Genomic DNA, 13,428 nt, shown 5'->3' on the forward strand with positions numbered 1-13,428 from the left:
CTCGTCGCCTGGTACAGCGGAGTCGGACGCGTCTGACCGATGCCCGGGAGCCTGGTCGGACGTCGAAGCCGTATCCACTCGCTTCTGACGGTTCCCGACTCCCGGGACTGAGCCGTAACGGCCAGTCACCTGGTCCACCTGCGGAAGTGTAGTTCCGTACCCTGACATCGCGCAGCGCGAGCAGGTCGGTCGGACCCGACAGCGGGGCCCCGTTCGCTACCAGGATGGAGCGGATGAGTACACGTCATGGCAGCACAGATGATTCCATGATTGATCCAGACGATGCCGATCGCCCCGGTTCTCCGGCTCCGGGGGGCGCCGACTGGTGGCGCCGGGCCGTGCTCTACCAGGTGTACGTGCGCAGCTTCGCCGACTCCGACGGCGACGGGGTCGGCGACCTGCCGGGTCTGCGCCGCCACCTGCCGGTGCTGGTCGAACTCGGCGTGGACGCGCTGTGGATCACCCCGTTCTACCGGTCCCCGATGGCCGACCACGGCTACGACGTGGCCGACCATCGCGACGTCGACCCGCTGTTCGGGCGGCTCGCCGACCTGGACGCGCTGCTGGCCGAGGCCGCGGCGGCGGGGCTGCGGGTACTCGTCGATCTCGTCCCGAACCATTCCAGCGCCGCGCATCCGGCGTTCGTCGAGGCGCTCGCCGCACCGCCGGGTGACCCGCGGCGCGCGCTGTACGTCTTCCGGGACGGGCGCGGAGCGGACGGGGCGGCCCCGCCGAACAACTGGCGGTCGGTCTTCGGCGGCCCGGCCTGGACCCGCGTCCCCGACGGCCAGTGGTACCTGCACCTGTTCGACGCCGCGCAGCCGGACTGGAACTGGTCGCATCCGGCGGTGCGCGCCGACCACGAGACGACCCTGCGGTTCTGGCTCGACCGGGGGGTCGACGGGTTCCGCATCGACGTCAGCCACGGCCTGGTCAAGGACGCCGAGCTGCGGGACAACCCGCCCGGCGTGGACCTCGAACCGGACAGCGGTTTCCGGGACGGGGCCGAGCCGCACGTGTGGGACCAGGACGGCGTCCACGAGATCTACCGGTCCTGGCGGACCCTCACCGAGGGTTACACCGCTCGTGATGGTCGGGCCCGGGTCCTCATCGGTGAGACCTGGGTGAGCGATCCGGTCCGGCTGGCCCGCTATGTCCGCCCCGACGAGCTGCATCTGACGTTCTCGTTCTCGTTGCTGGGCGCGCCGTTCACGTCGTCGGCGTGGCGGGCGGCGATCGACGCCGAACGGGACGCCCTCGGCGCGGTCGGGGCCGCGGCCACCTGGGTGCTGGCCAACCATGACGTGGTCCGTCCGGTGGGCCGCTACGGCGGCGGGGCGGTCGGTGAGCGCCGGGCCCGGGCGGCCCTGCTGACCATGCTGGCGCTGCCCGGGGTCGCCGTGCTCTACCAGGGTGACGAGCTGGCCCTGCCGCAGGTCGAGGTGGCCCCGGCCGACCGGCGCGACCCGGTGTGGACCCGTTCCGGGGGTACCTCGGTGGGCCGGGACGGCGCCCGGGTGCCGATGCCCTGGTCGGGGGACGCGCCGCCGTACGGCTTCAGCGCGGACGGTGTCCGGCCGTGGCTGCCGCAGCCGGCGGACTGGGCGGCGCGCACCGTGCTGGCCCAGGCCGCCGATCCGATGTCGACCTGGCTGCTGGTGCGCGGCGCGCTCACGCTGCGTCGCTCACTGCCGCATCTGCGGGGCGACGAGCTGCGCTGGCGCGACGATGTTCCGGCCGGTTGCCTGGCCTTTGACCGGCTTCCGCCGGCTTCGGGCGCCGAACCCGGTTCCGCGTCTGCGTCCGGATGCACCGCCGGGACGGCCACCTCGGTGGGGCCGTCCGGTATGACGTGTGTGATGGCCACGGACGGGCCGGTGCGGCTGGCGATCTCCGGACGGCTGGCGCTGGCGAGCGGACCTGTGGGTTATGACGGTGCGACCCTCGATCTGCCGGCGGACACGACCGTCTGGGTGGCGCCGCCCGCCCCCTGAGGGCCCACGCGTGGCCGGGGCGGTCGATGGCTGGCGCACAATGGACCAGTGAGCCAGCCTTCCACCCCGGCCCAGCCCACCACGACCTTCTTTGACGCGGTCGGCGGGGAGCCCACCTTCCGCACGCTGGTCGCGCGGTTCTACGAGGGCGTGGCCAGTGACCCGGTGCTGCGCCCGCTCTACCCGCAGGACGATCTCGAGGGCGCCGAGGAACGGCTACGGCTGTTCCTCATCCAGTACTGGGGCGGTCCCAGCGACTACCAGGCGCTGCGCGGCCATCCGCGGCTGCGGTTGCGCCACGTCCCGTATGCCATCGGCCACGCCGAACGTGAGGCGTGGCTGGTCGTGATGCGCCGGGCGGTCGATTCGCTGAACCTGCCACCCGACCAGTTCGCCACCCTGTGGGAGTACCTGCGCACCGCCGCGAAGTCCCTGCAGAACCGACCGGACTGACACACCCGTAACACCGTGACGCCCATGGTGGCCCGCCTGTTCCTGGCCGGCCACCATGGGCGCGTAGGGGCTCAGTCGCGGGTGAGCCTGCGGTGGGTCACCCGGTGCGGGCGGGCGGCCTCCTGGCCGAGGCGGTCGATCTTGTTGGCCTCGTAGTCGGCGAAGTTGCCCTCGAACCAGAACCAGCGCCCCGGGTCCTCATCCGTGCCCTCCCAGGCCAGGATGTGGGTGGAGACCCGGTCCAGGAACCACCGATCGTGGGAGATCACCACCGCGCAGCCGGCGAACTCCAGCAGCGCGTCCTCGAGGGAGCGCAGCGTCTCGACGTCCAGGTCGTTGGTGGGTTCGTCGAGCAGCAGGACGTTGCCGCCGCGCTTGAGGGTGAGCGCGAGGTTGAGCCGGTTGCGCTCACCACCGGAGAGCACCCCGACCGGCTTCTGCTGGTCGGGGCCCTTGAAGCCGAACGACGACACCCACGCCCGGCTGGGCAGTTCGGTCTTGCCGACGATGATGTGATCCAGCCCGTCGGAGACGATCTGCCAGACGTTCTTCTTCGGGTCCAGGCCCGAGCGGGACTGGTCGACGTAGGCGATGTCGACGGTGTCGCCGATGACGAGCTCACCCGCGTCCGGTGTGGCCTGCCCGGTCAGCATCGTGAACAGGGTGGTCTTGCCGACCCCGTTCGGGCCGATGACGCCGACGATGCCACCGCGGGGCATCGTGAACGACAGCCCTTCGATGAGCGGCCGGTCGTCGAAGCCCTTGGCGAGGCCGCGGGCCTCGATGACCTGGTTGCCCAGGCGGGGGCCGGGTGGGATCTGGATGTCGTCGAAGTCGCGCGGCCGGGCCCGGTCGGCCTCGGCGGCGAGCTCCTCGTAACGGGCCAGGCGGGACTTGCTCTTGGTCTGGCGGGCCTTCGGGTTGGAACGGACCCATTCCAGCTCCTGGGCGAGGACCCGGCGCCGCTTGGCGTCCTTCTGGCCCTCCACCTTCAGCCGGCCGGCCTTGTTCTCCAGGTAGGTCGTGTAGTTGCCCTCGTAGGGCAGGGCGCGACCGCGGTCGAGCTCGAGGATCCACCCGGCGACGTTGTCGAGGAAGTACCGGTCGTGGGTGACGGCGAGCACGGCGCCGGCGTAACGGGCGAGGTGCTGCTCGAGCCAGGCGACGCTCTCGGCGTCGAGATGGTTGGTGGGCTCGTCGAGCAGCAGCAGGTCGGGGGCCTCCAGCAGCAGCTTGCACAGCGCCACCCGGCGCCGCTCACCGCCGGACAGCAGCGACACGTCGGCGTCGCCCGGGGGCAGCCGCAGCGCGTCCATCGCCTGGTCGAGCTGACTGTCGAGCTCCCAGGCGTTCGCCGCCTCGATCCTGTCGATCAGCTCGGCCTGCTCGGCGAGCAACGCGTCGAAGTCCGCGTCGGGCGCGGACATCTTCTCGTTGATCTCCTCGTAGCGGGCGAGCACCCGACGGATCTCCTGGACGCCGTCCTCGACGTTGCCGCGGACATCCTTGGTCTCGTCCAGGGATGGTTCCTGGGCGAGCATGCCGACGGTGTAGCCCGGGCTGAGGGTCGCGTCGCCGTTGCTCGGCTGGTCGATCCCAGCCATGATCTTCAGCAGGGACGACTTCCCGGCACCGTTGGGACCTACCACCCCGATCTTGGCTCCGGGTAGGAACGACAGGGTCACATCGTCGAGGATGACCTTGTCGCCGTGGGCCTTGCGCGCTTTGCGCATCTGGAAGACGTACTGCGCCATGTCTCCAACCCTAGGGCATGACGATGCGGGGCCCGACGCCGGTGATCGGCCCGCCGTGGGTGGGTAGCACTCACCCGGTTGCGGGCACGCAACGTATGACGGCGAACACCCGACGGAATCGGATGGCCTGCGATGCCCGGCATGCGTGCGAACGATCACCGCTTCGGACTGGCGGCCGAGGCCTACGTCTTCGGCTACCCGCTGGTGAGCAGCGTGCGACTGCTGGAGCGGTACGCCGGCGGTGGGCTCGGGAGCCGCGGGAACACCGGCTTCAACTACTTCGACCACCAGTGGGAGCTGCCCGGGCCGCGCTCGTCGTTCGTCAGCCTGGAGGCGGACCTGCTGTCGTCGATCGCCCTGGTCGACCTCGCGGTCGGCCCGGTGATCCTGAAGGTGCCGACCGACCCGGAGCCGCCGCTGCTGGTCGTGTTCACCGACCTGTGGCGCAACGTGTTCGCCTACGTGGGGTCGGCCGGCATCACCGGCACCGAGCCCCCGGTGCCCTCGTCCTACATCCTGGTGCCGCCCGGGTGGACGCGGCGGCTGCCCGTCGGCTTCGTCCCGATCGAGGCCCCCACCCGGCTGCTCATCGTGACCGCGCGGATCGCCCTGGACAGCCGGCAGGACGCCGACCTCGTCCACCATCGACAGGACGCCCTGCGGCTGTTCCCACTCAACCCGCACGGGCCGGCGGCCCCCGGCCCGCCCCCGTTCACCTCGACGATCTGCGATGACCTGCGGTTCTGGGAGGAGCTGCGGATGTGGCTGGCGGCGTTCCCGCCGGCGTCGGCCGAGGTCGAGTACGCCCGCCGGTTCGCCCCGCTGGGCCTGTTCGACGATCCGTCGCCCTACGTCGACCCGGATCCGTCGCTGGCCTGGTCGCTGCGCGGCGGCCTGCGGGCGGGCCGCGACGGCCTGGAACGTCTGGTGCACGCCGGACGGGCGCTGCGCGGTGGCTGGTCGAGCACCCCACACGCGCTGGACTTCAACATCGACTTCTTCGGTCCCGGTACCCGCGACGACCCGGCCTGGCGGATCGCGGACCGCCAGCACGGACGCCTGGCCCGGGCGATCCTCGCCCGCCAGCCGGTCGGCCCGACCCACGGCTACCGCAGTCTGCGCGCGAGCTGCCTGTTCGACGCGGACGGTCGACGTCTGACCGGCGCGCACCGCTACACCCTCGACCTCGCGCCGCCGCCGGACGGGGCGAGCTGGTCACTCACCATGCACGACTATCCCGACTACTACCTGGTCGACAATCCGCTGTCCCGCTACTGGCTGGGCAGCCGCACCAAGGGCTTACGCATCCGGCGGGACGGCTCGGTCCGCCTGTTCCTGCAGTGCGAACCACCGTCGGACGACGACGAACTGGCGAACTGGCTGCCCACCGCTCCCGGCGACTTCCGCCCGACCCTGCGCGTCGACGGCCCCGGCCCCGCGGTACTCGACGACAGCTACGCCCCACCCACCATCCAGCGAATCGACTGACCCGGACGACCCACCACCAGCACCACCACCAGCACCATCACTGCCGGCACCGGCTGCCACGCACCGGCTGCCACTTGCTGGGCGCGGCTCACCGGCTGCCGGACCGTCCCTGGCCAGGCGCCGAGGCGAGGGTGAGGCTCAGCGGTGGACGAGCGCCGGCCCCGACCTCGTCGACGCGCCCAAGCGACCCGAGCACCGTGACCGCCGCCGACCCCGCGCGGGTCACCGCGCCGGGGGTGCTGGGAGTACCGGGGGCAGCGGGGATGGCGAGCCGGACGGGGAGGATCTGGCGGTCCACCGTGCGGTCCCGCCCGTGGGTGTCCGTGGCGAGCAGAGCGACGGTGACCGACGTGCCGCGGCCACCGCGCACGGCGCTCGCCGTCACGGTGGGTGAGTCCGGTTCTGCGGTGTCGCCGCCACCGGACGGGGTGAGGTCCGCCGGGTCGAGGCCGTCCGCGTCGACGGTGAGGGTGAACGCGCTGGCCGCCCGCGGATCGACCGGGACCGTCAGGCGATGGCTGCCGGCGGTGACCACCAGCCGAGCCGATCGCACCGGTCCCAACACCGACCGGGCGCCGACGGCCACCGTCACCTCGACCTGCCCGCCGGCCCGGACAGCCAGCCGTTCGAGCCGGGCCGCCGACGGCGAACTCGGCGACCGGTTGTAGGCGGTGGCCAGCCGCAGCAGGTAGGCCGGCCGGCCGGGATGGTCCGCCGCGACGGTCAGGTCGTCCACACCGCGGGCGATGGCGTACAGCTGCCGGCCGTCGAGGTCCGGCCCGTTGGCGGTCACCGGCGAGGGATGCCCCAGGAAGGCGGGGCTGGCCGCGACGAACACCAGCGGCCGCCCCGGCAGCCCGGCCACCATGGCGCGCAGGTCCTTGTCGTGGTCGGTGAGCACGAGGTTGTCGCGCACCGCCCCGGAGAACACGAAGCCGGTCAGTACCGCCACGGCGGTCACCACCGGCACGAGCACCGCGAGGCCCACCCGCCGCCCGCGGGCCAGCAACGCCGCCGCCCCCGCGGCAGCGCCCCGCGCACCCAGATGGACCAGCGGGATGAGCACCGGGACCAGGTAGAACGGCCCGACATAGCGAATCCCACCCCACAGCTCGGCCGCGTTCCACGCCCCCCAGAACCCCACATATCCGATCAGGAACACCACGGCGCCGACCCCGAGCATCGCCGCCGGGGCGGGCAGCCGTCGCCGCACGGCGGCGCCGATCGCCGCGGCGGCCAGCACCACCCCGCCGCAGGCCCAGCCGCCCATCAGCCACAGATGGTCCCCGACCGAGCGCAGCCCGTCGGGCAGCCCGAACTGGTGCAGCCCGTCCGCGGGGTAGAGCCGGCGCCCACCGAAGCCGAGCCGGTCGTCCGGTTCGAGCAGGGCGAACGGCAACCGCAGCGGGTTGCCGGTCGCCGCCAGGTTCGTCACCAGCACCACCACGGCGGGCACGGCCAGCCCGCACAGCAGCCAGCGCAGCAGCCACCAGCGCCGGCCCACGCTGGTGACCGCCAGCCACACCGCCAGCGGACCCAGCAGCAGCACCACGTCGTAGGGCCGCACCGCGGCGGCCACTCCCAGGGCGGCGCCCCCCAGCGCGACCGGCCAGGCCCGCAGGCGACGCCGCCCGCGCAGCACCCCGAGGACCGCGGCCTGCGTCAGGATGAGCGCCGGCAGATAGCTGAGCACCATGGCGCTCTGGATCACGGTCAGCGGGGAGAACGCGAGCAGGGTCGCGGACAACGCCGCGACGCGGCGGCTCCCGCCCAGCTCCACGCCGAGCAGGTAGGTGACGACCACCGCGGCCGCGGCGATGACGGCCAGCGCCAGGTCGATGCTGCCGGTCAGCAGCAGACCGACCGCGTAGATCGCCGGGACGAACGGCGTGTACTTCAGGACGTAGTGGCCGTCGACCACCGTGCCCAGCCACGGCAGGTAGGACTGCGCCGGGTCGGGCGCGGCGGGGAACAGCCGCCCGGCGGCGAGGGTGCGGGCGTGCAACAGGTAGATGCCCTCGTCGTTGTTCACCGACAGCAGCGGGAACACGGTGTGCCGCAGCACGACCGCGCCGAGGCCCGCGCACACGGCGAGCGCCACCACGTACCAGCCGACCGCGCTGCGCCGGGGCACGGACGCGTCGTCATCGTGCCCGGTTGTCACCCCCGGCACGCTACCGAGCGGTCGCGGCCCACCGGGCGGCAGGTCCGGCCCGCGCCGCACTGGCCACGGACCGGACCCGCGCGGGCTAGCCGACCAGCGCATCCGCGTGACGATCCGCGCTGTCGCGCCCGTCGTGGCGGCTCGACATCTCGGCGGGCAGGGGCAGCTCCGGCAGGTCGGCGAATTCCGCCAGCCCGTCGTCACCCGCCGCCACGGCATCATCGGTGAACTCCTCGGCCTGGTCGTCGGGCTGGCCGGCGGCCTGGTCGTCGGGCTGGCCGGCGGCCTGGTCGTCGGGCTGGCCGGCGGCCTGGTCGTCGGGCTGCGCGGTGGGTGCCGGCGCGGGCGCGGGCGTGCTGCCCCGGGCCAGTCGCTGCGAGCGGGCGCCATGCCAGGTCAGCTCGGCCCCGACAGCCTCGGCGTCGATCTCGAAGGAGACCCGCCGCTCGCCCTCGCTCGTCTCGAACGACCGCTGGCGCAGATGCCCGAAGACCAGGGCCCGGTCCCCCTTGGTCAGGCTGGAGGCGACGTTGTCGGCGAGCTGGCGCCAGCAGGAGACCCGCACGAACAACGTGGCGCCGTCGACCCAGCGGTTCTCCGCCCGGTCGAACCGCCGCGGCGTGGACGCCAGCCGAAAGCTGCAGACGGACGCGCCGCCCGCCGTCACCCGCAGCTCCGGCGCGTCGACGAGGTTGCCGACGACAGTGATGGTGGTGTCAAGCATGGTGCTCCTCAGGTTCAGGGAGGGTGCCCCACGACCGGTGTTCGGGGTGCGTCCCAGCCTGCGACACCACCGCGGCCCGGCAAAGCCCATCCGGTGTGGCTGTGGACGACGCGACGCCGTCCACAGCCGGCGCATCCCCACATCGGGCCCGGTAGGAGCGGCCCGGGGCGGGCAACACCGTTCGCGGACGGGAACACCGTCCGGGACACCCCGGTTGTCGCTGTGGGGCTGTTGCCCTCACGGACGCCGCACCCGCCACTGGCCGTAGACCCGGGCGATCCGGGCCACGCCGTCCACGGCAGGCGGTGCCGTCCGTGGGGCGAACCGTCGCCGCGGGCCCCGGCAGCACTCGTGCCGTCCCGCGCATCGCCACACCGCCACGCCGCCACACCGTCGTACCGGAGGACACTGATGTCGACGACCACGACCCCCACCAGCACGGATGCCGCCGCGAGCGGCTCGTTCCGACTCGGCGACGACCTGCCGGTCAACCGGCTCGGGTTCGGCGCGATGCGGATCACCGGCGCTGGGATCTGGGGGCCACCCGCCGACCCGGCGCAGGCCCTGGCCGTCCTGCGCCGAGCTGTAGATCTTGGCGTGACCTTCATCGACACCGCCGACTCGTACGGTCCGGAGGTCAGCGAGGACCTGATCGCCGAGGCGCTGTACCCATACCCGGCCGACCTGATCATCGCCACCAAGGGCGGGCTGACCCGCGGCGGCCCGAACCAGTGGGCCCCCGTCGGCCGCCCCGCCTACCTGCGTCAGCAGGTGGAGATGTCGCTGCGCCGCCTGCGACTCGAGCGCATCGACCTCTACCAGCTGCACCGGATCGACCCCGACACCCCCGTCGAGGACTCCCTCGGCGAACTGAAAGCTCTCCAGGACGAGGGCAAGATCCGCCACATCGGCCTGTCCGAGGTCAACGTGACCGAGCTGGCCCACGCCCGTTCCATCGTGCCGATCGTCAGCGTGCAGAACCGCTACAACCTGGCCTACCGCACCGCCGAGGAGCTGCTCGACTACGCCGAGAAGGAGAACATCGCCTTCATCCCCTGGGACCCGATGGCCACCGGCCGGCTGGCCCAGCCCGGCGGTGTCCTCGACACCGCCGCCAGGACGCACACCGCCTCCCCCGCCCAGCTGGCCCTCGCCTGGCTGCTGCGCCGCTCGCCGGTGGTCCTGCCCATTCCCGGCACCTCGTCGGTGGCCCACGTGGAGGAGAACATCGCCGCCGCCGGCATCACCCTCACCGACCAGGAGTTCACCGACCTGGCCCACCTCGCCGCCTGACCCAAGCAACGCCTAGGTACCAGCGGTACCACCGGCTGATCGCCGAGTAGCCCCGGCGGCCGTCACCCGATCAGGTGACGGCCGCCGGGCTCGGCACCAACGCCGCCAGGCACGACGAAGCACCACAACCGCGACCACAGGCCGTCTCTTCGACGCTCCGGACGCAGGCGTGTCCACCACGTGTCCAGCACAGGCCCTGAACTTGCTACCCTGAGTTCGGCCCGCCCGGTGGGCCCACGCATCAGCGCGCCCGTAGCTCAGTGGATAGAGCGAGTGCCTTCTAAGCACCAGGTCGCAGGTTCGATCCCTGCCGGGCGCACGCGGGGATCATGCCCACATGCTGCGCCTTTTCGATCCCCTTGTCATGTCTGCCGGGGGGCAGAGCCCCCCGAGACCCCCCGGGTGTAGCAACGCGTGTAGCAACGGGCATCGGGTGTGTTCAGGGCCTCGGGTTGGTCAGGTGGCCATCGAGCTTGCCGAGGGCACGGCGCTTCTCGCCCATGGATGCGTGGGCGTAGATCGTCATCGTGACCTCGATCGCCGAGTGTCCGGCGATGTCGCGGACGATGTGCGGCGGGACGCCGAGGTCGAGAAGCAGGGTGACGCAGGTGTGCCGTAGCCCGTGGAACACCACGCTGTCGAGGCCGGCCGCCCGTCGTAGTGGCATCCAGAACCGGCGGAGGTTGTCCGGTTCGATCGGGGTTCCGATCTTGGTGGTGAAGACGTGACCGGTATTCACCCACCGCGTGCCGGCCGTTTCCCGCTCGGCATCCTGGAGCTTGCGGTGCTCCGTCAGCGCGTCGGCTACCAGGCCCAGCAGCGGAAGGGTACGTTCCGAGTCGTCCGTCTTCGGCGGGAGCAGCCGCAGTTCCCCGCCGACCCGTTGCAGGGTGTGGCGGATGGTGAGCGTTTGCCGTTCCTCGTCGATGTCGGACCACTGGAGTCCGAGCAGTTCCCCACGGCGCATTCCGAGGAACAGGGCCAGGACCAGGAGGGCGTACAGCCGGTCGCCGGCCGCAGCGTCGAGCAACATGTGAGCCTGGCCCACGGTCAGACCCCGGTCGATGCCATAGCGCGGTGTCGAAACCTGCACGAGCTTGGCGACGTTGCGCCGGATCAGTTCCTCGCGGACCGCCGCTTGCAGCGCGTTGCGCAGCACCGCGTGAACGACCTGGACCTGACGCTTCGAGGGACGTCGTTCGCAGCACCGGCCGACCGCGCAGCAGCGCCGCTCCCCCGCCGGACGCGCGGCGTCTCTCCCCCGCTCGCAGCACAGGCAGGTGTTCTCAAGTCGCCGGATGAACTGCCGGACCTCTGCCGCCGTCAGCTTGTTCAGCCGTTTCTTGCCGAGCCCCGGCACGAGGTAGATCCGAACGGCCTTCTCGTACGTGACGTAGGTGTTCGGCTGCCGGTTCGGCTTCACCGTGCCGTCCAGCCACGCCAGCAGGAACCGGCCGACCGTCCACCCGGTCGCGTCCGCGGGGATGCCCTGATCGGAGTTGGCCTGTAGCTCGGTGAGCTTGCCGCGGACGACCTCTTCCGACTTGCCGTAGACCGGCCGCCGTTTGGTGGTGCCGTCGGGCATGAGGACGTAGGCCGCGCCGACCCACATACCGTCGGCACGCTGGTAGATCGAGCCCTGTCCGTTGGCACGCTTCGTCCGTTCCTTGCGGGTCTTGCGCCGGCCGTTCGTGGGGGCGTCGTCGTTGGCGGGCATGGTGAGCGTGGCTCCTTGCCGAGAGATGGGGTGGGCTCGCCCCCGGGGCCGGTCGCGGGGTGCGGTGTCGGCCCAGGACGAGATGCCCCCCGTTCCTCCGGCGAGGCGATGGTCTTCCGGCCGCGACGGAGGAACGGGGAGAGCGACAGTGGGTTACGACGTCGCGTGTGCCGCCGCAGGGTCGGGCGGGTTCGTCTCGCCGGCCGGGACGGTTGCCGGATGTCCGGGGACCAGACGGAAGATCAGGACTGCGTCGACGTCGCCGAAGTGCTCGGTGAAGAAGGCGGCCGGCGGCAGCGTGGTGAGCAGCGCCACCAGGTCGCCGATGTCCGCGCCGGGGCGGAGGGTGAGTTCGTGCTCGCCGTTGTGGTCGACCCGGGCGGAGATGAGCGGATGGTCGTCGTCGGGGGTGCGCCATGAGCCGTGTGGGCCGGACGAGAAGATAGGCATCAGGATCTCGCTCCTGGTGATGTCAGGGTGGGGTCTCAGGTCCCGGCCGGGTGTTGGTAGCACCCGACCGGGACCGCTTCGATTGCCGAGCGGATGGGCGCGCTGATGGTGGTCCGCGAGCCTGTGCGTGGCGTCGTTTGCCGGTCACGCGGCTTCTCCTTCGCCGCGCAGCCGATCGACGTAGGCGAGGACCGCGGCGCGGGGAACACGGCGGGACCGGCCGATCTGGACCGCCTCAAGGCGGTTGGCTCGGATCAGGTCATAGACGGTCGTCCGGCCGACGCCAAGCAGGGCCGCAGCTTCGTTGACGGTCAGCAAGAGCTTGTGCACGGGTCTCTCCGAGGACTCGCGGGGTCAGAGGTCACGCGGCATCGGGGAGCGGTGGGCCGGTTGCCGGAAGCCCATCGGCAGCGGCGGCCCGCGCGGCGTCGAGCTGCGCCCGCCAGGCGTGACGTTGCGCGACCGCGTGCAACAACAGATGCTCACGGCGAGGTGCCGCCGGGTCGCCGGGCCGCAGGAGCTGCCAGACCATCCGGGCCGGGTCAGACTCGCCGTCGGGTGCGGCCGGGCCGGTCCCGGTGGCGCCGAGGGTTTCGAGCTGCTGGCGGATGAACGCGACCCGGTCGTGTCGGTGGTCGGTGAGGGTCTTGCCGGACCAGCGCCGCGAGACCAGGACGCGCCGGCCGCCGAAGCCGAGGGTTTCCCGCCGGTGGACCTTGCCCTTGCACCGTCCCGGGACCAGTCCGGGGCGGGTGTTGCGGGGTTGGATGCCGTAGCGCAGCCAGTTCGCGCAGGTCGGGGAGCACGGTTCGTGGCGCAGCGCGTCGGTGAGCCGGTCGACGTGGCGTCGTTGCGGGTCGCTGGCGATGTCGTGGCAGGCGTCAAGACCGCGGTGCGGTCCTGCGCCGCGCGACGGCTGCGCGCGGCCGTAAACGGCCGTGCTCGCCGGTGCGTCGCCAGCCCACACCGCGCAGACGATCCCCCGGATGTTCGAGCAGGGCCGCCGGTCGACAGCCTTGGGGGGAGGGCAGCCATGGCACGACAAGCCCGACCCGGGGACGTACCGCCGCGCACGCTGGGTGGCAGAACAACGAGTAGGGGGCACGCCAGCGCACAGCCGGGAGACTGGACCAGGGCGCTTCGCTCTCCGGACAGCCCGACCGCCCGGCCTGCCAGCGGCGAGACCGTCTGTGGTTGCTGTGCGTAAGATCTTCTATCGTCTCGCCCTCAATGCATCTGCCTCTTCTTCGGCCGTCAGCGCCTCCTCCCGCCGACCCAACCCGGACAGCCAGATACCGAGGTTGGTCAGGGATCGGGCGAGGTCGGGTTCGAAGGCGGCCGGGTTCGCCGCAGCCAACCGGCGGTAGATCTCCACCGCCTGCTCGGTCGCC

At 72.0% G+C, this 13,428-nt stretch carries 10 protein-coding genes, 1 tRNA gene and 1 pseudogene; 5 read left to right on the forward strand and 7 right to left on the reverse strand.

Going from position 1 to position 13,428, the window contains the following annotated elements; genetic code table 11:
- Window positions 1-266: 266 nt before the first annotated feature.
- Window positions 267-1,994: a glycoside hydrolase family 13 protein gene (locus MXD61_RS00800; RefSeq protein ID WP_248810777.1), complete on the forward strand. Its 1,728-nt coding sequence runs from the start codon at window positions 267-269 to the stop codon at window positions 1,992-1,994.
- Between the two features lie 30 nt (window positions 1,995-2,024).
- Window positions 2,025-2,447, forward strand: a complete 423-nt coding sequence (locus MXD61_RS00805; RefSeq protein ID WP_251079226.1) for a globin — start codon at window positions 2,025-2,027, stop codon at window positions 2,445-2,447.
- 71 nt (window positions 2,448-2,518) lie between these two features.
- On the opposite strand, the gene ettA is transcribed toward MXD61_RS00805, so the two are convergent.
- Complete coding sequence (gene ettA / locus MXD61_RS00810) at window positions 2,519-4,201, reverse strand: energy-dependent translational throttle protein EttA (RefSeq protein ID WP_248810781.1); 1,683 nt, start codon at window positions 4,199-4,201, stop codon at window positions 2,519-2,521.
- A gap of 141 nt (window positions 4,202-4,342) precedes the next feature.
- Here ettA and MXD61_RS00815 point away from each other — a divergent pair, with 141 nt between their 5' ends.
- On the forward strand, window positions 4,343-5,689 hold the full coding sequence (locus MXD61_RS00815) for a DUF1214 domain-containing protein (protein WP_248810783.1): 1,347 nt from the start codon (window positions 4,343-4,345) through the stop codon (window positions 5,687-5,689).
- 88 nt (window positions 5,690-5,777) lie between these two features.
- Here the strand turns inward: MXD61_RS00815 and MXD61_RS00820 are convergent, their stop codons facing one another.
- Window positions 5,778-7,853, reverse strand: a complete 2,076-nt coding sequence (locus MXD61_RS00820; RefSeq protein ID WP_248810785.1) for a phospholipid carrier-dependent glycosyltransferase — start codon at window positions 7,851-7,853, stop codon at window positions 5,778-5,780.
- A gap of 85 nt (window positions 7,854-7,938) precedes the next feature.
- Complete coding sequence (locus tag MXD61_RS00825) at window positions 7,939-8,577, reverse strand: single-stranded DNA-binding protein (RefSeq protein WP_248810787.1); 639 nt, start codon at window positions 8,575-8,577, stop codon at window positions 7,939-7,941.
- A 411-nt stretch (window positions 8,578-8,988) separates the two neighbouring features.
- Between MXD61_RS00825 and MXD61_RS00830 the strand changes: the two genes are divergently transcribed.
- A complete protein-coding gene (locus MXD61_RS00830) occupies window positions 8,989-9,870 on the forward strand; it encodes an aldo/keto reductase (protein ID WP_248810789.1) in 882 nt (293 codons plus the stop codon).
- Between the two features lie 246 nt (window positions 9,871-10,116).
- A tRNA-Arg gene (locus tag MXD61_RS00835) sits at window positions 10,117-10,189 on the forward strand.
- Between the two features lie 120 nt (window positions 10,190-10,309).
- Here MXD61_RS00835 and MXD61_RS00840 read toward each other — a convergent pair.
- The 4 genes and pseudogenes from MXD61_RS00840 to MXD61_RS00855 all read right to left on the reverse strand — a co-directional run.
- Window positions 10,310-11,587 (reverse strand): site-specific integrase, encoded by a 1,278-nt coding sequence (locus tag MXD61_RS00840; protein ID WP_248810790.1) that lies wholly within the window; start codon window positions 11,585-11,587, stop codon window positions 10,310-10,312.
- Window positions 11,588-11,740: 153 nt separating this feature from the next.
- The gene (locus tag MXD61_RS00845; RefSeq protein WP_248810792.1) at window positions 11,741-12,037 is read right to left on the reverse strand and encodes a hypothetical protein; all 297 of its coding nucleotides are present in this window, start codon (window positions 12,035-12,037) and stop codon (window positions 11,741-11,743) included.
- Window positions 12,038-12,181: 144 nt separating this feature from the next.
- Complete coding sequence (locus MXD61_RS00850) at window positions 12,182-12,367, reverse strand: helix-turn-helix domain-containing protein (protein ID WP_248810795.1); 186 nt, start codon at window positions 12,365-12,367, stop codon at window positions 12,182-12,184.
- A gap of 31 nt (window positions 12,368-12,398) precedes the next feature.
- Window positions 12,399-12,929 (reverse strand): annotated as a pseudogene (locus MXD61_RS00855) (replication initiator); the annotation flags it as partial.
- Window positions 12,930-13,428 lie beyond the last annotated feature (499 nt).

Origin of the sequence: Frankia sp. AgPm24, assembly GCF_023243055.1 — a bacterium.
Taxonomy (GTDB): Bacteria; Actinomycetota; Actinomycetes; order Frankiales; family Frankiaceae; genus Frankia; species Frankia umida.